15 protein-coding genes are annotated in these 19,653 nt (G+C 72.8%); 10 read left to right on the top strand and 5 right to left on the bottom strand.

Features of this window, described 5'->3' with window-relative positions; translation table 11 throughout:
- Window positions 1-36: 36 nt before the first annotated feature.
- On the bottom strand, window positions 37-1,881 hold the full coding sequence (locus ACZ7JZ_RS15205; RefSeq protein ID WP_470938499.1) for a tetratricopeptide repeat protein: 1,845 nt from the start codon (window positions 1,879-1,881) through the stop codon (window positions 37-39).
- Window positions 1,882-1,978: 97 nt separating this feature from the next.
- On the opposite strand from ACZ7JZ_RS15205, the gene ACZ7JZ_RS15200 reads away from it, so the two are divergent.
- Both ACZ7JZ_RS15200 and ACZ7JZ_RS15195 read left to right on the top strand, forming a co-directional pair.
- Window positions 1,979-3,364 (top strand): FAD-binding oxidoreductase, encoded by a 1,386-nt coding sequence (locus ACZ7JZ_RS15200; protein WP_470938496.1) that lies wholly within the window; start codon window positions 1,979-1,981, stop codon window positions 3,362-3,364.
- 58 nt (window positions 3,365-3,422) lie between these two features.
- A complete protein-coding gene (locus tag ACZ7JZ_RS15195) occupies window positions 3,423-7,082 on the top strand; it encodes a protein kinase domain-containing protein (RefSeq protein ID WP_470938493.1) in 3,660 nt (1,219 codons plus the stop codon).
- Window positions 7,083-7,111: 29 nt separating this feature from the next.
- On the opposite strand, the gene ACZ7JZ_RS15190 is transcribed toward ACZ7JZ_RS15195, so the two are convergent.
- The gene (locus ACZ7JZ_RS15190; protein ID WP_470938490.1) at window positions 7,112-7,594 is read right to left on the bottom strand and encodes an SsgA family sporulation/cell division regulator; all 483 of its coding nucleotides are present in this window, start codon (window positions 7,592-7,594) and stop codon (window positions 7,112-7,114) included.
- A 247-nt stretch (window positions 7,595-7,841) separates the two neighbouring features.
- Here ACZ7JZ_RS15190 and ACZ7JZ_RS15185 point away from each other — a divergent pair, with 247 nt between their 5' ends.
- The gene (locus tag ACZ7JZ_RS15185) at window positions 7,842-9,137 is read left to right on the top strand and encodes an RDD family protein (protein ID WP_470938487.1); all 1,296 of its coding nucleotides are present in this window, start codon (window positions 7,842-7,844) and stop codon (window positions 9,135-9,137) included.
- Window positions 9,138-9,215: 78 nt separating this feature from the next.
- A complete protein-coding gene (locus ACZ7JZ_RS15180) occupies window positions 9,216-10,004 on the top strand; it encodes an RDD family protein (RefSeq protein WP_470938484.1) in 789 nt (262 codons plus the stop codon).
- Window positions 10,005-10,059: 55 nt separating this feature from the next.
- Here ACZ7JZ_RS15180 and ACZ7JZ_RS15175 read toward each other — a convergent pair whose 3' ends face one another.
- A complete protein-coding gene (locus ACZ7JZ_RS15175; RefSeq protein ID WP_470938481.1) occupies window positions 10,060-10,338 on the bottom strand; it encodes a hypothetical protein in 279 nt (92 codons plus the stop codon).
- Window positions 10,339-10,787: 449 nt separating this feature from the next.
- Here ACZ7JZ_RS15175 and ACZ7JZ_RS15170 point away from each other — a divergent pair, with 449 nt between their 5' ends.
- Window positions 10,788-13,160 carry an immune inhibitor A domain-containing protein gene (locus ACZ7JZ_RS15170; protein WP_470938689.1) on the top strand — a complete coding sequence of 791 codons (2,373 nt, stop codon included), beginning with the start codon at window positions 10,788-10,790 and terminating at the stop codon, window positions 13,158-13,160.
- A 123-nt stretch (window positions 13,161-13,283) separates the two neighbouring features.
- Entirely contained in the window at window positions 13,284-13,589 is a 306-nt protein-coding gene (locus tag ACZ7JZ_RS15165) for a hypothetical protein (protein WP_470938686.1), read from the top strand.
- Window positions 13,590-13,700: 111 nt separating this feature from the next.
- On the opposite strand, the gene ACZ7JZ_RS15160 is transcribed toward ACZ7JZ_RS15165, so the two are convergent.
- Window positions 13,701-14,300, bottom strand: coding sequence for an isochorismatase family protein (locus ACZ7JZ_RS15160; RefSeq protein ID WP_470938478.1), 600 nt, complete (start codon window positions 14,298-14,300; stop codon window positions 13,701-13,703).
- A 670-nt stretch (window positions 14,301-14,970) separates the two neighbouring features.
- Window positions 14,971-16,299, bottom strand: a complete 1,329-nt coding sequence (locus ACZ7JZ_RS15155; protein WP_470938476.1) for a nicotinate phosphoribosyltransferase — start codon at window positions 16,297-16,299, stop codon at window positions 14,971-14,973.
- A gap of 81 nt (window positions 16,300-16,380) precedes the next feature.
- On the opposite strand from ACZ7JZ_RS15155, the gene clpS reads away from it, so the two are divergent.
- The 4 genes from clpS (at window position 16,381) to ACZ7JZ_RS15135 (ending at window position 19,584) form a co-directional block, all read left to right on the top strand.
- Entirely contained in the window at window positions 16,381-16,695 is a 315-nt protein-coding gene (clpS, locus tag ACZ7JZ_RS15150) for an ATP-dependent Clp protease adapter ClpS (protein ID WP_470938473.1), read from the top strand.
- A complete protein-coding gene (locus ACZ7JZ_RS15145) occupies window positions 16,695-17,288 on the top strand; it encodes a DUF2017 domain-containing protein (protein ID WP_470938470.1) in 594 nt (197 codons plus the stop codon). Before clpS ends, ACZ7JZ_RS15145 begins: the two co-directional genes overlap by 1 nt.
- A gap of 335 nt (window positions 17,289-17,623) precedes the next feature.
- Window positions 17,624-19,060, top strand: coding sequence for an amino acid permease (locus ACZ7JZ_RS15140; protein ID WP_470938467.1), 1,437 nt, complete (start codon window positions 17,624-17,626; stop codon window positions 19,058-19,060).
- Between the two features lie 101 nt (window positions 19,061-19,161).
- A complete protein-coding gene (locus ACZ7JZ_RS15135) occupies window positions 19,162-19,584 on the top strand; it encodes a M67 family metallopeptidase (protein ID WP_470938464.1) in 423 nt (140 codons plus the stop codon).
- Window positions 19,585-19,653: the final 69 nt, after the last annotated feature.

Genomic DNA, 19,653 nt, shown 5'->3' with positions numbered 1-19,653 from the left:
GGGTGAGGGGTGGGGGCGAGGGGCAGGGGGGAAGGGTCAGGAGCCCGGCGGGCGGGGCGGTGCGGGGGCCGGTGCCTGCGTCGGCTTCGCCGGGCGGGGCGGGGCGGCTGCGGGGGCCGCCGGGGCCGCCGGTGCGGCGCGGGGCGCGGGGGGCTTCGCGGCCGGGGCCGGTGCGGCGGGGGCCGGTCTCGCCGGGGCCGGGGGCTTCGGGTCCGCCGGGGCGGGGGTCCCCGCCGCCGGGCGGGTGCCGGAGCCCGTACCTGTACCCGTACCCGTACGTGAGCCCGTACCCGTACCCGTACCCGTACGTGAGCCCGTACCCGTACCCGTACCCGACTCCGGCTTGGCCGCCGCCGGCTTCGGCTTCGGCATGACCGGGGGAACCCACGGGGTGTCCGGGAGCACGTTCTCCGGTCCGCCCGGCGGGGGGTCGGCCAGGGCGGCCAGCGCCGCCCTGGCCTTGGGCGCGTGGAGCGGGGAGAACTTCGGGTTCGTGCGCAGCGCCTCCTCGAAGTGGCGGCGCGCCGCCGCGTCGTCGCCGAGGTCGTCCTCCACCACCGCCCGGTGGTACGAGAACTCCGCACTGCGCAGCCCCAGGTCGGTCGCCTTGCGCGCGTACTCGAGCGCCTCCACGGGGTCCCCGGAGCGGAACAGCGCCCAGCCCAGGGCGTCGGCGACCTGCACGCTCTTGTGCCGGGTCCACTCCGTGCGCAGCCGCCGGACGGCGGCGACCGGGTCCGCGTGGTCGGCCTCGTAGAGGGCGAGCGTGACCTCGTCCCGTACGCCGTACGTGCCCGCCCGCGCCGCCTGCGCGCGCAGCAGCCCGTACGCCTCCTCGGCCTCCTCGCCGCGGTCGAGGGAGTCGAGCAGCTCGCCGAGTTCGAGGGCGAAGCGGGGGAGGGCCACCCGCTCCAGGGCGGTCCGGTAGTCGCGCACGGCCTCGTCCGTGCGGCCGAGGGCCGCGAGGACGCGGGCGCGACCGCCCAGGGCCAGGCCCTGGGAGGGGTCCGCGCGCAGCGCGCCGTCGTACGAGCGCAGGGCCTGCTCCGTATCGCCGCGCTCCCAGTTCAGCTCGCCGAGACGGTAGAGGCAGTAGGCCTTCTCCGCGGGCGTGCGGGCCGCCCCCGCCGCGTTCTCCATGGCCGCGGCCGCGTCCTCGCGCCAGCCGCGGTCCCGGTACACCTGGGAGGCGCGCAGGTGGCCGGGGAGCCCGCCGCGCAGCGCCATCAGCTTCTCCATGGCCTGCTCGGCGGGCTTGTACGCGCCGAGGCCGGTGTACGCGTCGACGAGGACGGGGTACGCCGTCCAGTGCCGGGGGGCCTGGGCCCGTACCAGCTCGCCCCACTTGCGGCCCAGGGCGAAGTCCCGGCGGGCATTGGCCAGGGCCCCCATGCCGACCATCGCCTCCAGGTTCCCCCGCTCGGCGGGTTTGATCTCCAGGGAGCGCTTCAGGGCCCGCTCGGCCTGGGGGTAGAGGGCCGCGTCGGCGGTCCGCCGGGCCTGTTCGAGGTAGGCCGAGCCGAGTACCGACCAGGCCGCCTCGTCGGCGGGGTGGGTGCCCACCCAGCGGGTGCGGTCCGCGATCAGCGCGTCGAGGTCCACGGCGGCGGCCGGGGCGCCGAGGCCCACCGAGGCCATGGCCCGCTGCTCGGGGGCGGGCGGGCGCGCGTCGTCCTCCCGCGGGGACGCGGGCCTGATGACCAGCGCGCCGGCGATCAGGACCACGGCCACCGCGGCGGTCACCGCCGTGCGCCGCGCGGAGAACGTGACGGGCGGCTGCTGCTCCTGCGCCGCCGCCTCGCAGTCGATGCGGTCCATGAGATCCGTACGGGCCGGGCGGGCCGTACGCTCCGTGCGATCCGTGTGATCCATGCGATCCATGCGCTCACTGTGCGTCAATATGAAGAGTGATCGGGGGTTGTCCACAGGCGTGGGCGGCCGGGTTCACACCAACGGCCCCGGCTGTCAGGCTGAACCCATGGCCACCTTGGACGCACCCGCCAGCCTGTACGCACGGCTGCGCGAGGCCCTGCCCGCGGAAGCGGTCCTCACGGACCCGGACACCACCGCCTCGTACGCCACGGACATGGCGAGCTTCTGCGCGTCGGGGATACCGGCGGCCGTCGTACTGCCCCGGACGGCGGCCGAGGTCCAGCACGTCATGCGGACGGCGGCGGAGCTGCGGATCCCCGTGGTCCCGCAGGGCGCGCGCACCGGCCTGTCCGGCGCGGCCAACGCCACCGACGGCTGCATCGTGCTCTCCCTCGTCAAGATGGACCGGATCCTGGAGATCAGCGCGGTCGACCGCATCGCCGTCGTCGAGCCGGGGGTGGTCAACGCCGTGCTGTCCCGCGCCGTCGCCGAGCGGGGGCTGTACTACCCGCCGGACCCCTCCAGCTGGGAGCAGTGCACCATCGGGGGGAACATCGGCACCGCCTCCGGCGGCCTGTGCTGCGTCAAATACGGGGTCACCGCCGAATACGTGCTCGGGCTGGACGTGGTCCTCGCCGACGGCCGGCTCCTGCAGACCGGCCGCCGCACGGCGAAGGGGGTCGCCGGGTACGACCTGACCCGCCTGTTCGTCGGCTCCGAGGGCAGCCTCGGGGTGGTCGTCCGGGCCGTCCTCGCCCTGCGCCCCGTGCCGCCCCGGCAGCTCGCCCTCGCCGCCGAGTTCCCCTCCGCCGCGGCCGCCTGCGCCGCCGTCTGCGCCGTCATGGAGGCGGGGCACACCCCCTCCCTGCTGGAGCTGATGGACCGCACGACGGTCCGCGCGGTCAACCGGCTCGGCAAGATGGGCCTGCCCGAGACCACCGAGGCCCTCCTGCTCGCCGCCTTCGACACCCCGCACGCGACGGAGGACCTCGCCGCCGTGGCCGCCCTGTGCGAGGCCGCCGGGGCCACCCGCGTCGTACCCGCAGAGGACGCCGCCGAGTCCGAACTGCTCCTCCAGGCACGGCGCATGGCGCTCACGGCGCTGGAGACCCTCCGCCCCGCCACGATGATCGACGACGTGTGCGTACCGCGCTCCCGCCTCGCCGAGATGCTCGACGGCACCACGGCCATCGCGCAGGAGCACGGGCTGACGATCGGCGTCTGCGCCCACGCGGGCGACGGCAACACCCACCCGGTGGTCTGCTTCGACCCCGCCGACGAGGACGAGACCCGGCGCGCCCGCGCCTCCTTCGACGAGATCATGGCCCTCGGCCTCGCCCTCGGCGGAACCATCACCGGCGAGCACGGCGTCGGCGTCCTGAAGAAGGACTGGCTGGCCCGCGAACTGGGCCCGGTGGGACTGGAGATACAGCGCGCGGTCAAGCAGGCCTTCGACCCGCTGGGGATCCTGAACCCCGGCAAGCTCTTCTGACGCACCATCGGGGACACTGGTCGGCTGGCACGGACAACTGCACTACGGGGGGCGGGACATGAGCACAGCGCTGCATCCGGACGATCCGGAGCGGCTCGGGGGGTACTGGCTGGCCGCGCGGCTGGGCGCGGGCAGCCAGGGCGTGGTCTACGAGGCCTACGACGCCGCGGGCGCCCGCGTAGCGGTCAAGGCCCTGCACCGGGACGCCCAGGAGTTCGTCCGCGCCCGCTTCGTGAAGGAGGTCGACGCCGCCCGCGCCGTCGCCCCCTTCTGCACCGCCCGCATCCTCGACGCCGCGGCCTCGGGCGAAGCCCCGTACATCGTCAGCGAGTACATCCCCGGCCCCACCCTGGCCGCCGCCGTCCGCGGGCAGGGCACCTTCGGCGCCGAGCCCGTCATCCGCCTCGCCGCCGGCGTCGCCACCGCACTCGCCGCCATCCACCAGGCCGGGGTCATCCACCGCGACCTCAAACCGGGGAACGTGCTCCTCGGCCCCGACGGCCCCCGCGTCATCGACTTCGGCATCGCCCGCGCCCCCGACATGTCGATGACCGCCGACGGCGCCATCATGGGCACCTTCGGCTACATGGCCCCCGAGGTCCTCGGCGGCCAGCGCGCCACCCCCGCCGCCGACGTCTTCGCCTGGGGCGCCCTGGTCCTCTACGCGGCCTCAGGCGAAGAGCCCTTCCGCGGGGAGAACATCGCCCAGGTCGCCCACCGCACCGCCGCCGTCGACCCCGACCTCTCGGCCCTGCCGCCGGGCGTCCGCCCCCTCGTCGCCGCCGCCCTCGCCAAGGACCCGGCACTCCGGCCCACGGCCGCCGAACTCCTCCTCGGCCTCGTGGGCGAGACCCCCGCCTCCGCCGACCCCCGCCGCGCCCTCCTCGAAGCGGGCGCCCAGCGGGCCGCGGACCACCGGCCCGAAGCCGAGCTCCCCGCCCTCGGGGAGCGCGCCGAAGCCGCGTACACGGCCCTCGCCCCCGGCGCCCGCCAGGCGGCGCACGAGCTGGTGCTGCGGCTCGTCGTCCCCGGCGAGGCCCCCGACGGCAGCCAGGACTCGGTGCGCACGGCCTCCTACCGCGAGCTGTACGAAGGCCGCACGGACGCCGAGCGCGAGCACGGGCACGCGGCCGTCACCGCCCTCGCCGCGGCCGGTGCCCTCATCGTCGCCGAGGACCACTCGGTCCGGCCGGTCAGCGCCGCCCTCCTGCGCGCGTGGACCCGCCTGCGGGCCTGGACGGAGGCCGACCGCGCGGCGATCGCCCTGCGGCACCGGCTGGGCCGGGCCGCCGCCGCCTGGGAGCAGCACGGCCGCCGCCCCGAGGACCTCACCCAGGGCACGGCCCTGCGCGAGGCCCTCGACTGGTCCGCGACCGCCACCGCGCACCTGCGCCCGAACCCCCTCGAACTGTCCTTCCTGTCCGCCGCCCGGGCCACGGCCGCCCGCACGGCCCGCCGCCGCCGCCAACTCCTCGGCGGCCTCGCGGTCCTCCTCGTCGCGGCCCTGGTCGCCGGCGGCCTGGCCTGGCAGCAGAGCCGCGCCGCGGCCCGCGAACAGGCGAGAGCGGCCGCCCGGACGACGGCCCAGGCGGCGTCCAGCCTCCGCGCGGCGGACCCGAAGGCGGCGATGCTGCTCGCGGTCGCGTCGTGGCGCATCGCCGAGACGGAGGACTCGAGGGCGGCGCTGCTGGGAGCGCGGATGCAGGTGGAGACGGACCGCCTGGTGCTGCCGGAGGGCACGGCCAGCGGCGAGGCGAGGTCCCGGGAGCTGTCCGCCGACGCGGGGACGCTGCTCCTGCAACTGGACGGGGAGACCCAGATCTGGGACGTGCGCAAGGGCAGGATGCTGGTATCGACCAAGGGGAAGCCGGAATTCGACGAGCTGTCGCTCTCGGCGCTCAGCCCCCGGGGCCGGCTCGTCCTGGGCACGGGAGGAGGCGGGTTCCAGGTCTTCGAAGCGGCCACGCTGAAGCCGGTCGGCCCCCGCGGGGCCTTCCGGGGCGGGGTGTTCTCCCGGCAGCTGCTGACGGACAGCGGAATCGTCCTCGGCGAGCAGGGCCTCGGAGAGATGGGCGGCCACCCGTACCGGTACGAGGGCCTGCGGGCCACCGACGGCAAGCGGGTGGTGGAAGGGTCGGCGGGGACGTCCCTGGCCCTCTCCCCGGACGGGAAGCTCGCGGCCACGTGCACCACCGGCGGACCCGTCCGCCTGTGGTCGGTGGGCCGGGGGGACCTGGAGCAGAGGTTCCTGGAGACCCCGCCCGGGACCAACCAGCCCTCCTGCACCGGAACCTCGTCCGCGGACCGCCTCATGTTCAGCCCGGACGGCAGGACCCTGGCCGGAGGGGGCGAGCGGTCCCTCTACTTCTGGAACACGTCCGACGGCGCCTACACGGGCACCACGGCCGTGGACCTGGAGCAGGTCGCCTTCAGCAGCGAGGGCCGGCACGTGCTCGGGCACGACTACGACACCGGCAACGTGCTCGTCTTCCGGGTGGGCGGCCGGTACGAGGAGCCGTTCAAGTACCCGGTCCGCGGACTGGGGACGAAGGCGCACGAGCAGGCCCTCACGGTCGCCCTCGACGACTCCCGGCGGCGCCTGCTCTTCCACCGGACCGAGACCGGCACGCTGGACTCCGTCGAGCTCCCCCTGGTCTCCGCCGGGGCCGAGGGGCTCCTGTCGGAGGACGCGTCCGAGCCGCTGGCCTCGCCGGACGGCCGCTTCGGGATCTTCTGGCCCGACGCACGGGGCCTTCGGATCGCCGACCTGCGCGCCGGCAAGGCGCTGGACGCCCGGGTGCCCGCGGAGAAGTCGACGTTCGTCGGCGGAGGCGGGCTGGGGCAGGACGGGCGGGTCGTCGCCTTCGTCGTCGAGGGGGAAGTCGTCGTCTGGGACATACGCGCGCAGAGGGAACTCTTCCGGGGCAAGGCGGAGACGCCCGGTGAGAGGGAGGGGCTCATCGTCAGGGTGTACCTCTCCCCTGACGCACGCCGGTTCGCGCTCTTCCGCGGGAGCGAGTCGTCCATCGGGAACTCGGGCCACATCACCCATCCCGGAACGGTCCACGTCTGGGACATCGCGGCGAAGAAGCGTCTCCACAGCTTCGAGACCGTGGAGGGTCCGACGGCCTTCAGCCCGGACGGCACCCTGCTCGTCACCGCGGCCGGGGACGTGCTCGACCTGCGCACCGGCAAGCACAGGCGGGATGCCTTCGGCCGGCTCTCAGGCACCGACCTCGCCTTCTCGCAGGACGGGCGGACCCTCGCCGTGACCAAGATCGACGGCTGGATCGACCTCTGGGACGGCGCGGTCGCCCGCAGGCTCGGCGCCCTGCCCAGCGGTGCGACGAAGGGCAGTCCGAGATTCGGTCAGCACCTCGGCAACCCGTCCTTCTCGGCCGACGGGAGGTTCCTGGCGGCGACCCTCTCCGGCAGCTGGGGGACGGTGGACCTGACCAGCGCCGTCCAGCTCTGGGACGTCGGTTCCCGACTCGCCCTCGGTGCACCGCTGGAAACGGGGGGCGCGCGGATCCACGCCCTCGCCTTCGACGGCGGGACCCTGAGGATCATCGACTCCTCCCACCCCTTCCGGTCGCTGGAGACGGACGCGGGCGCGCTCGTCACCGCCCTCTGCAAGCGGGCCGGCCGGGACATCACTCCGCAGGAGTGGGAGACGTACGTGCCGGAGGGGATGGCGTACCGGAAGGTGTGCGGCTGAGGCGGGGCGGGGGCGGGGACCCGTACGGGTCACAGGTCGCCGCCGTCCGAGGACTCGTCCGAGGGCCACGGGTCGCGGAGCCAGAGGTCGTCCGCCGGGGTCGGGGCGAGGAGTTCCGCGAGGGCCTCGTCCAGGCCCAGCATCTCGCTCTCCGACCCCGGCGGCACCGCCCGCAGCGTCCGCTCCAGCCAGGCCGAGACCGAGCCGGACGGGGCCTCCAGCAGCGCGTCCCCGTCCGGGGAGCTCAGCGCGATGCAGATGACGCTGCGCGACTCCACCTTGGTCGGCCAGATCCGCACATCGCCGTGGCCGCACGGCCGGAACACCCCCTCCACCAGCAGCTCGCGGGCGAAAGTCCAGTTCACGGGGGTGCTGGAGCCCACGTGGAAGATCACGTGGACGGCGTAGGGGTCCTCGGTGCGGTAGGCCAGACGGGCCGGAACGGCCACGCTGCGGTCCGCGGACAGGACCAGCTTCAGTTCGAGTTCGCGTTCGACGACGGTGTGGTGCATGGCGGTTCCTCTCGTGGCGCATGACGTGCGTGCACCCGGAGAGAGCGGGTGCGGCGCCGGTTATGACGCGGGTTCCGCGAGAAAAAGCAGGGTTGGCCGAAATCCTGTCGGTTGACCGGAAGTCGACATCGAGCGCAGGTTCGCTCGTACGCGGTCTTTCTGCCGTGACCGGCCCTGTGGAGGGGGTCCTCTTGGCTAAGGTCTGCTTGCACAAACGGGCACAAGCGGACGATCGGAGTTGGGGACATTGGCGGCCTCTCCAGGTGACGGCGAATACGCGGCCCGCGAGGGGTACTACCCCGACCCCTCCATTCCCGGCTTCGTCCGCTACTGGAACGGCTCCGCCTGGGTCCCCGGTACGAGCCGCCCCGCACCTCCCGGATTCGAGCGCCCCGCCCCGGCCCCCGCCCCGGCCCCGACCCCTCCGCCCGCCCCCGCCCCGCCGCGCGCGGAGGAGACCGGGCCCGTCTTCCTCGACGAACTCCCGCAGGAGGAGGAGATGCTGGCGGAGGTCCCCGCCCCCGCCGAACCGGAGCCCGCTTCCGCCTGGCGCGCCGACGCCTCCCGCCAGACCGGCTTCGGCGGCGATCGCGATCGCAAGGTCTCCTGGGGGGAGGAGCGGCCCCAGCAGTCCGAAGCCGTCCCCGCGGCCGCATCCGCCTCCGCCGCCGCGCCGGTGCCGACTCAGGCTCCCGCCCCCGCTGCCGTTCCCGCTCCCGCTCCCGCTCCCGTTCCGGTCGGTCAGGTGGCCCCGGAGGGGCAGGCGGGTCGGGGCATCCTGTCCGTACGGTCACCCGCAGCACCCGCAGCACCCGAAGCCTCCCCGCCCCCGTCGTCCAGGCCGTCCGCGTCGCCCCTGCCGCGTGCCGAGGCCCCGGCGCCCGCCCCCCTCGTGCCCGCGCAGGGCGCCGCCCCCGCGCCCGCCGCCGCATCCCCGGCCGCGACCCCCGCCGCCCAGCCCGCGCAGGGCGCCCCCGCTGCCCCCGCGACCCCCGCCACCCCCCACCCCGCCCCCCGGAAGCCGCCTGTCGACGATGCGATCGCGCGGCTGGCCGGGGAGGCGCCCCGGCCGGCCGGGCTCGGGCGGCGGTTCCTCGCCCGGGTGGTGGACGGGGCGCTCACCGCCGCGGTCGGGGCCGCCGTGGCCGTTCCCTTCGTCGCGAAGGCAACCGGGCACATCGCGGCCAAGGTGGACGAGGCCCGCCTCGCCGGCCGGACCGTGACCGTCTGGCTGATCGACGGCACCACCGGCGGCTACCTCGCCGTGGTCCTCGGCGCCCTGGTCCTCTTCGGCCTCCTCTACGAGGTGCTCCCGACCGCCAGGTGGGGCCGGACCCTCGGCAAGAAGCTCTTCGGCGTGCGCGTGGTGCGGATGCAGTCCGCGCAGCCCCCCGGGTTCGGGGCGGCGCTGCGCCGCTGGCTGGTGTACGGGGTCCTCGGCGCCCTCGGCATCGGGGTCCTGAACATCCTGTGGTGCCTGGTGGACCGGCCCTGGCGGCAGTGCTGGCACGACAAGGCGGCCGGTACCTTCGTCGCCCGCTGAGCGGGTTTCCCCGGGGCCGTTCGCCCGTACGGCCCCGGTCCCGTTGCGGGGTGCCGGGGGCCGGGTTCGACTACGGCCATGAGCACCGATCAGCCGCCGGGCCAGCAGCCCGAGGACGACCCGTTCCTCAAGAAGCCGCAGGAGCCGACTCCGCCGCCCCCGCCGCCGGGTTCCGGTTCCCCGTACGGGGGAAGCACCGGCCCGGGTTCCGGTTCCGGTTCCCCCTACGGGGACCCCGGATCCGGTTCCCCGTACGGTGGTGCGGGCGCCGGGGGCGCGGGCGGCGGAGCCGGTGGGGGCGGTGGCGGATACCCGCCTCCTCCGCCGCCGTACGGGGGCGACCCGTACGGCGGTTCGGGAGGGTACGGAGCCCCCGACCCGCTGGCCGGGATGCCGCCGCTCGCCGACTTCGGCAAGCGCCTGCTCGCCCGCATCGTGGACGCCCTGCTGATCGGCATCCCGCTCGGCCTGCTCCAGTGGCTGACCAGTCGCAACCGCTTCGTCATCGAGACGGACAAGGGCGAGGACGCGACGGAGGTCTTCACCAAGGCGTACAGCGGCGGCGGTCTGCTGTGGACGCTCATCGGCGTGGTCGCGTACGTCGGCTACGACTGGTACATGACCAAGAAGGACGGTCAGACGGTCGGCAAGCGGCTGATGGGCCTGAGGGTGGCCATGCTGAACGACGGCAGTGTGCCGCCGAGCAATGCGGCGCTGACCCGCGCGGCCGTGCTGTGGCTGCCCACGCTGTTGTGCTGCGCCTGCATCTGGCCGCTGATCCTGATGATCACGATCCTCAGCGACAAGCCGTACCGGCAGGGCCTGCACGACAAGGCGGCGAAGACCGTGGTGGTCACGGCGACATGAGGGTGCGCACTCGCACCCGCACGCGGCTGGCGGCCCGGACCGTCCCAGGCCGTACCTAGTGGTGCACGGGGTGCTCGGCCGGCCGGGGTTCCGGCGTCCGGGCACCGCCTGCCTCCTGCGCGAGGGCGGGCGCCGGGCTCGTACGGGCCCGGCGGGCCGCCCTCTTCGGCATACCCGCCGTGACGGCGACGAGGAGTCCGAGGAGGAGGGCCGATGCGGTGATGACGGCCACCCCGACGCCGGTCCTCGTCTGCGAGAGCAGCAGCATGGCGAGGGTGGACACGACGACGGTGGCGGACCCGTAGGCGAGCTGTGCGGCAGTCGGACGCGGCATGGCGGTATCCGTCCTCAAGACATCGGTCGGGGAGTCGCTCGACTCGGTCGCACCTTCGAAGGACTCTACGACGGGGGATGCCCCGGAGGAACAACCGGTAAGCGTGAGCTGACCCACGGTGCCGAAGCATGGGGGGCGCACGGGCGGAAGGCCCGCGCCGGGGCGGGGTCCCGGCGCACCTCGGGGCGGCTTCCGCCGGGCGCCGGGCGGCTGACGGGGTGTCCGGAATACGGGATGGACTGACCGCATAGTGCAATTGACCTGAGCAAGTCAAGGTCTGTCTTTTCTTGCGCGCGTCCGGTCAAATGTCGTCACTTGAGACGCGCGCTGCCCCCGGAACCCCTGACTCCCGGTCCGTACTGGCGGCCGCGGGAGGGGAACGACATCAAGTGAGCAGCAACACCTCGCCGAGAAGGCGGGCCATCCGTTTCGCAGCCGTCACCGTGACGATGGCGGCGTGCGCCGCGACCGCTTCCGCTTACAGCTTCGCCCAGACGGGCGCGACCGGGCTGGAAGGCGCCGGAGCGAAGATCGCGATCGACAAGCACGACCCGGCGCCCGGCCAGGGCAAGGGCCACGAGGAGCACAACCTCCAGGGCCCCTTCAGCGAGCAGCAGGAGCAGGCCCGCGAGGCCGCTCTTGAGAAGGTGCTCGAGGGCAAGGCCGCCGTCCAGCAGCGCGGCGCCTCCAAGGTCGTCAAGCTCGACGACAAGAAGTACGTCGAGCTCGGCCGCGAGAAGACCGACAAGATCTTCACGATCCTCGTGGAGTTCGGCAACAAGGTCGACAGCACGACCATGCACGACCCCGACGGCGCCGAGGGCCCGAAGCCTCCGGTCGTCAAGTACGGCGGCACGCCCGGCCCGCAGCGGAACCAGATCCCGCAGCCGGACCGCAAGAACAACAACAGCACCGTCTGGCGCAAGGACTTCAACCAGAAGTACTTCCAGGAGCTGTACTTCGGCACCGGCGCCGGCAAGCACTCCCTCAAGACCTACATGGAGAAGACCTCCTCCGGCCGCTACTCGGTCGAGGGCGAGGTCACCGACTGGGTCAAGGTCCCCTACAACGAGGCCCGTTACGGCTCGAACTACTGCGGTGACAAGAACTGCGACAACGTGTGGGACACCGTCCGCGACGGTGTGACCGCGTACGTGAAGGCGCAGAAGGCGGCCGGCAAGACCGACGCGCAGATCAAGGCGCAGCTGGCCAAGTACGACCTGTGGGACCGCTACGACTTCGACGGCGACGGCAACTTCAACGAGCCCGACGGGTACATCGACCACTTCCAGATCGTCCACGCGGGCGAGGACGAGTCGGCCGGCGGCGGCAAGGAGGGCGAGAACGCCCTCTGGGCGCACCGCTGGTACGCGTACGGCACCGACGCCGGCAAGACCGGCCCCGCCCACAACAAGGCCGGCGGCACCCAGATCGGCAAGACCGGCATCTGGGTCGGCGACTACACCATGCAGCCCGAGAACGGCGGCCTCGGCGTCTTCGCCCACGAGTACGGCCACGACCTGGGCCTGCCGGACCTGTACGACACGGCTGCCAGCACGACGGAGAACTCGACCGGCTACTGGTCCCTGATGTCGTCCGGCTCCTGGCTCGGCACCGGTAAGGACTCCATAGGCGACCTGCCCGGCGACATGACCGCCTGGGACAAGCTCCAGCTCGGCTGGCTGAACTTCGACAAGGCCAAGGCCGCCACGAAGTCCACCCACAAGCTCGGTGTGTCGGAGTACAACACCAAGCACAAGCAGGCCCTCGTGGTCGAGCTGCCGAAGAAGAAGGTCACCACCACCGTCGTCAAGCCCGCCGCGGGTGCGAAGCAGTGGTGGAGCGGCATGGGTGACAACCTCAAGAACACCCTGACCCGCTCGGTCGACCTCACCGGCAAGACCTCCGCCGCCCTGACCCTCAAGGGCTGGTGGGACATCGAGTCGGGCTACGACTACCTCTACACCGAGGTGTCCACCGACGGCGGCGCCAACTGGAAGCCGCTGGCCGGCACCGCCAACGGCCGGGCCATCCCGGTCGACGCGGCCAACAGCCCGTCCCTGACCGGCGCCTCCGAGTCCTGGCAGGACCTGAAGTTCCCGCTGGACGCCTACGCGGGCAAGAAGTTCGACCTCCGCTTCCGCTACCAGACGGACGGCGGCGCGGGCGGCAAGGGCTTCACCGCCGACGCCGTCACCCTGACCGCGAACGGCGCGGCCCTCTTCACCGACGGCGCCGAGAGCGGCGACAACGGCTGGACGCGCAAGGGCTTCGCCGCCATCGGCGCGGGCTTCACCAAGAACTACAAGCAGTACTACCTGGCCGAGAACCGCCAGTACGTCTCGTACGACAAGACCCTCAAGGTCGGCCCGTACAACTTCGGCTTCGGCGCCGCCCGCCCCGACTGGGTCGAGCACTACCCGTACCAGAACGGCCTGCTGGTCTGGCTGTGGGACACCTCGCAGAAGGACAACAACACCTCGGTCCACCCGGGCCAGGGCCTGATCCTTCCGATCGACGCCAACGCCAAGCCGGCCAAGTGGTCGGACGGCGCGCTCGTCCGCAACCGGGTCCAGGCGTACGACTCGACCTTCAGCTACTTCCCGACGGACGCGTTCACCCTCCACAAGGACGGCAAGCCGCTGCGCTTCGGCCAGCGGGTCGGCGTCCCGGCCTTCGACGACCGCAAGGGCAAGTACTACTACGCCGAGAACCCGACCGGCAGCGTCAAGGTCACTGACACCAACACTCGGATCCAGATCCTGGAAGAGGCCACCGACGGCTCGACCATGGTCGTCCGCGTGGGTCCGTCGACCAAGTAACACGTAAAACCGCAGGTCAAAGCATGATCGGCCGTCGCCCTCTAGCGGGCGGCGGCCGATCGCGTTTAGATGCGTGGTGCCATGTTCTTATTGACAGCACATCTCACGGGGGAGATGAACCCGATGCCCGGCGGAGGTTTCGTCAAGCTGCCCAACGGCGCCGTCGTGGTCGCCCTGACCCTGCCCAGGCCCTGCGGCGACGGCCGCCAGGTACGCGTCCTGGTGCACGCCGCGAACCGGGCCCGCGCCCTGACCAGGCTGCGGAACCTCGGCATGCGCGCCGTCTACCTGCGGGGCAACGCCCACCCGCCGACACCGGACGAGGTGACGGCAGTACTGCACCACCCGGACGGGCTGCTGTGGCGGTGCGCCCCGGACGCGGCGGACGAGCTGTGGCACCCGATACGGGCCCTGCTGAGGAACGCGTGAGGGCCCCCGCGGGGCGCGCCCGCCCCGCCGGAGCCCCCCGGGGAGCCCCCCCGCCCCCGGGGCCCCTGTGGACGCCCTGTGAGGCTCCTGTGGGCCTCCTCCCGGGCCGGTCTAGGCCTGGACGGTTGGGGAGCCGCTGAGGGTCACGCCCGCGGCGCGGAGCTCCGTCAGGGCGCGCTCGGTGGTGTGGGCCGCCACGCCCGCCGTCAGGTCCAGCAGCACGTGCGTGGTGAAGCCCTCGCGGGCCGCGTCCAGGGCCGTGGCCCGGACGCAGTGGTCGGTGGCGATGCCGACCACGTCCACCTCGGTGACCTGGCGGTCCCGCAGCCAGGCGGTCATGCCGGTGCCGTTCTCGTCGGCGCCCTCGAAACCGCTGTACGCCGCCTCGTACGCGCCCTTGTCGAAGACCGCGGCGATGGCGCCCGAGGCGACGGCGGGGGCGAAGTTCGGGTGGAACCCGACGCCCTCGGTGCCGGCGACGCAGTGCACGGGCCAGGAGGTCTCGTAGTCCGGCTCGGCCGGGGGGCGGGCGAAGTGGCTGCCCGGGTCCACGTGGTGGTCGCGGGTGGCGACGACGTACCGGTAGCCGGGGGTGGCCTGGGCGATCAGCTCGGTGATGGCGGCGGCGACGTCCGCCCCGCCGGCGACCGCAAGGCTGCCGCCCTCGCAGAAGTCGTTCTGGACGTCCACGACGATCAGTGCGCGGTGCATGGTGCGGTCCTTCGGTAGTGGTGGCTGCGGACAGTCGGCCCGGCGAAGCCGGGGGAGGGGCCCGGGGTTCGGGTCCCGGGTTCGGGTCCGTGGTTCGGGGCCGGGGGAGTGGCCCGGGGTTCGGGTCCGGAGGAGGGGCCGGGGTTCGGGGCCGGGGTTCCGGCCGGCGGGCGGGCGGTAGGCCGTTCGGGGGTGGGGCCGGGTGCGGGTGTCCCTTTCCCTGCGGGGCCTTCCCCTACCCGCCCCTTCCCGAACCGGGGCAGGCCCCGGACCCCGTTCCGTGCGCTCCGCGCCCGGTGCGCTCAAACGCCGCGCGGGCTGGATTGTGCTGCGGTTCGCTGGAATGTGCCGCTCAACGGCAATTTCCAGCCTCGCCGCGGCACATCCAGCCTCGCGCGGCACCATCCAGCCTCGCCAGGGGGTCCCCCCGGACGAAGTCTGGGGGAGTTTGAGGCGCGGGGTCTGGGGCGGAGCCCCAGGAACGGGAAGGGGCGGGGTGGGGAACAGGCCCCGCGCAGCGGCCCGCCCACTCACTCAGCCCGTAACCGGGCCCGCCGCCGCACCTGGACCCGGAGCCGTACCCGTACCCGCACCCGGAGCCGCACCCGGAGCCGCACCCGGAGCTGTACCCGGACCCGGACCGGACCCACCCACCCCCACCCCGGAGGGGCTACGCGTACTCGGTCGGGATGACCGCTTCGCCCCGCGAGAGCTGCGTCGCGGACAGGGGCAGCCGCCCCCGGGCGGCGATGTGACGGGCCCGGGCCGCCTCCAGCGGCTCGCGCGCCACGACCTCGCCCCCCTTCACCAGCTCGACCAGCAGCTGGTGCGCCGCGAGCCCCGCCGGGACGGGCCCGGTGCCGACGACCTCCGCCTCCGCGACCCCGTCCGCGTCCGGCCGCCGCGCCGCCCACTTCCGGCCCCCGACCGACGCCTTGCCGCCCAGGGACTTCTTCGCGACCGGCACCAGCGGGGCCCTGGGGTCCGCCGAGGCGGCCCGCGCGACGAGCTTGTAGACCATGGAGCAGGTCGGGTGCCCGCTGCCGGTGACCAGCTGCGTACCGACCCCGTACGCGTCCACCGGAGCCGCGGCCAGCGAGGCGATGGCGTACTCGTCCAGGTCGGAGGTGACGACGATCCTCGTACCGGCGGCCCCGAGCTCGTCCAGCTGCTGGCGGACCCGGTGGGCCACGAGCAGCAGGTCGCCCGAGTCGATCCGTACGGCGCCCAGGTCCGTACCCGCGACCTCGACGGCGGTGCGCACCGCCTCGGCCACGTCGTACGTGTCCACGAGCAGGGTGGTCCCGCTGCCCAGGGAGGCCACCTGGGCCGTGAAGGCGTCGCGCTCGCTGTCGTGGAGCAGGGTGAAGGCGTGGGCGCTGGTGCCGACGGTGGGGATCCCGTAGCGGAATCCGGCGGCCAGGTCGGAGGTGGAGGCGAAGCCGCCCACGTACGCGGCGCGGGAGGCGGCGACGGCGGCCAGTTCGTGGGTGCGCCGGGCGCCCATCTCGATGAGCGGGCGGTCCCCGGCGGCCGAGGCCATCCGGGAGGCCGCGGCGGCGATGGCCGAGTCGTGGTTGAGGATCGAGAGGATCACGGTCTCCAGCAGCACGCACTCGGCGAAGCTGCCCTCCACCCGCAGCACGGGGGAGCCGGGGAAGTACACCTCGCCCTCCGGGTAGCCCCAGATGTCACCCGAGAAGCGGTATCCGGCGAGCCACTCCAGGGTGGGGGCGTCGACCACGTTCCGCTCGCGCAGGAACTCCAGGACGGCCGGGTCGAAGCGGAAGTTCTCCACGGCGTCCAGGACCCGCCCGACGCCCGCCAGGACCCCGTAGCGGCGGCCCTCGGGCAGCCGGCGCGTGAAGACCTCGAAGACCGAGCGGCGGTCGGCCGTGCCGTTGGCCAGCGCGGCCTGGAGCATCGTGAGCTCGTAGTGGTCGGTGAAGAGCGCTGTCGATGGCACGTCCACCGGCAGTCCCAGGTCTGCAGGGTTCATGTCAGCGACTGTACTGCACATCTCGTCAGATTGACGAGATGTGGGGGGCCGTTTGTGCGACAGGGCCTCCGGAGTGGCAGCATGGGGTGGGTGAGTGTTGCTCCCATTGAGATCGAACGCACCGAGTCCGCCGAAGAGACCGAAGCGGTCCCCGAACCGGACGTCCCCTGGGTGACCCTGGTGCACAACGACCCGGTCAACCTCATGAGCTACGTGACGTACGTGTTCCAGGCGTACTTCGGCTACTCCAAGGACAAGGCGCACAAGCTGATGCTGGACGTCCACCACAAGGGGCGGGCGGTCGTCTCCAGCGGCAGCCGCGAGGAGATGGAGCGCGACGTGCAGGCCATGCACGGCTACGGCCTGTGGGCGACCCTCTCGCAGGACCGCATCTGATGGCCGGCACCTTCGAGGGCCTGAAGGGCGGGGGCGCCGCGGTCCCCCTCGACGAGGTCGAGATCTCCATCCTGCGCTCGCTCGCCGTCCAGCTGCTGGAGCTGATCGGCCCCGGCCAGGGGCCGGACCAGGACGAGGACCCGCTCGCCGCCCTGTTCGCGGAGGGGCCGACCGAGCCCCCGTCGGACCCGGCGCTGGCCCGGCTCTTCCCCGACGCGTACGGCGGTCCGGGCACGGACGCGGGCACCGACCCGGAGGAACTGCGGTCCCGCTCGGCCGAGTTCCGCCGCTTCACCGAGAACGACCTGCGCACCCGCAAGCGCGAGGACGCCCTCGCGCTCGTGCGCAGCCTCGACGCGCTGACCCCCGGCGGGGACGGCGCGGCCGTGCTGGAGCTCGCCCCGGAGCAGTGCCTGCGCTGGCTCGGCTCCCTCAACGACCTGCGGCTGGCCATCGCGGCCCGGCTGGAGATCGAGGAGGACGACGGGGCGGAGCAGCTCTACCGGCTGCCCGACGAGGACCCGCGCAAGCCGCTGGTGATGGCGTACCTGTGGCTCGGCGGGCTCCAGGAGAGCCTGATCGAGACCCTGTAGCCGGGCCTGTGCGAGGGCGTTCGCTCAGCGGACGCTCAAATCCGGATAACGATCAGATCACCGCCATGCGGTGATTTTTTCGTCCGTGGGCAATTTGTCATGCTTTTCATGTGCTCCACCGCACATTCCGCTTCTCTGCCGGTTCGTCGGTGATCCAGTACTCCGTGATAGATCTTCCGGACCGCCGGCGCGACGCCACCCCTGTCCTCCCGGCGGTGCTTGAACCGGCCGACCGCCGGCGTGCAACTCCATCCGTATCCGGGGGGATCGAGGAACCCGACCCGCAGCCGCGCTCCGCGCCGGCGCGGGTCGGCGTGGAGAAAGGCGCACCACACATGACCTCTGTGCAGGTCGAGACGAACGACAAGGGCCGGCCGGACGGGGCGGCGGACGGTACGGGCGAGGGGTACCACCGGGCACTCGGCGCCCGCCAGATCCAGATGATCGCGATCGGCGGAGCCATCGGCACCGGGCTCTTCCTGGGCGCGGGCAAGGCCATCAGCAAGGCCGGCCCCAGCCTCATCCTGGCCTACGCCATCGCGGGGCTGGTCATCTTCTTCATCATGCGGGCCCTGGGCGAACTGCTCATGTACCGCCCGGTGTCGGGCTCCTTCTCGGAGTACGCCCGCGAATTCGTGGGCCCCTTCTGGGGGTTCGTCACCGGCTGGACGTACTGGCTGTTCTGGGTGGTCACCGGCATCACCGAAGTCACCGCCGCCGCCCAGTACATGGCGTACTGGACGCACGACAGCTTCCCGCAGTGGGGCTACGCCCTCGTCTTCACCGCCGTGCTCTACCTCGCGAACCTGATCTCCGTGAAGCTCTTCGGCGAGCTCGAGTTCTGGTTCTCGATGGTCAAGGTCACCGCGATCGTCGGCATGATCCTGATCTGCGCCGGCATCCTCACCATCGGCTTCTCCGACGCCGGCGACACCGCGACCGTCGCCAACCTCTGGAACGACGGCGGGTTCTTCCCCAAGGGCCTCGGCGGCACGCTGATGACCCTCCAGATCGTCATGTTCGCCTTCCTCGCCGTCGAGCTGGTCGGCGTCACCGCCGGCGAGTCCAAGGACCCGGAGAAGACCCTCCCCAAGGCCGTGAACACCGTGCCGTGGCGGATCGCCGTCTTCTACGTCGGCGCGCTGATCATGATCCTGTCCGTGGTCCCGTGGTCCGAGTTCCAGCCCGGGGTCAGCCCCTTCGTGGCCGCCTTCGAGAAGATGGGCCTCGGCGTCGGCGCCGCCATCGTGAACTTCGTCGTCCTGACGGCCGCCCTGTCCTCCTGCAACTCGGGCATGTACTCCACCGGCCGGATGCTGCGCGACCTCGCGCTCAACCAGCAGGGCCCCGCCTTCTTCACCAGGCTCACGAAGAACGGCACCCCGCTCGTCGGCACCACCTTCTCCGCCGCCCTCATGCTCGTCGGCGTCTGGATCAACTACGTCGCCCCCGGCAAGGCCTTCGACTACGTCGTCTCCTTCGCCACCATCTCCGGCATGTGGGCCTGGATCATGATCCTGGTCTGCCAGCTCCGCTACCGGGCCAGGTCCGACCGCGGCGAACTGCCCGCCTCCTCCTTCCGCGCCCCCGGCGCCCCCTGGACCAGCTGGTTCGCCCTCGCCTTCATCGGCATGGTCATCGTGATGATGGGCGCCGACAAGGACGCCCGCGTCTCCCTGTACTGCGCCCCGCTGTGGGGCCTGCTGCTCGGGGTCGCCTACCTCGTCCTCAAGAACCGCAACCCGCAGGGCGCGGCCTTCGCCAAGCGCTGAGCCCGGCGCTCCACCAGGCGCCAGGCGGCACCAGTCCAGCATCCGGGCCCTCCCGTACCAGATAGCGGTACGGGAGGGCCCGTCTGCATATCCTGTCGCTCATGCTGACCCTCACCCAGGCCCTGTACGACCAGATCGTCGCGCACGCCCGCGAGGACCACCCCGACGAGGCGTGCGGGATCGTCGCCGGACCGGCCGGCACGGGCCGCCCGGAGCGGTTCGTGCCCATGCTCAACGCCGCCCGCTCGCCCACGTTCTACGAGTTCGACTCCAAGGACCTCCTCAAGCTGTACCGGGACATGGACGACCGGGACGAGGAGCCCGTGATCGTCTACCACTCGCACACGGCGACCGAGGCCTACCCCTCGCGCACCGACGTGACGTACGCGAACGAGCCCGGAGCCCACTACGTGCTCGTCTCCACGGCCGACGAGGACGGGCTCGGGGAGTTCCAGTTCCGGTCCTACCGGATCGTCGAAGGCGTGATCACCGAGGAGGAAGTGCAGGTCGTAGCCGCCTACTGACCAGCATGTGAGCCGCAGGCGTCCGATATGTGAGATCACACTCCATTCGGCCGCCCGGGAATCGTTACG

The organism is Streptomyces sp. NPDC038213, from assembly GCF_055600495.1.
The sequence above is the reverse complement of the archived record's forward strand: the minus strand, read 5'-3'. Positions and strand labels throughout refer to the sequence as shown.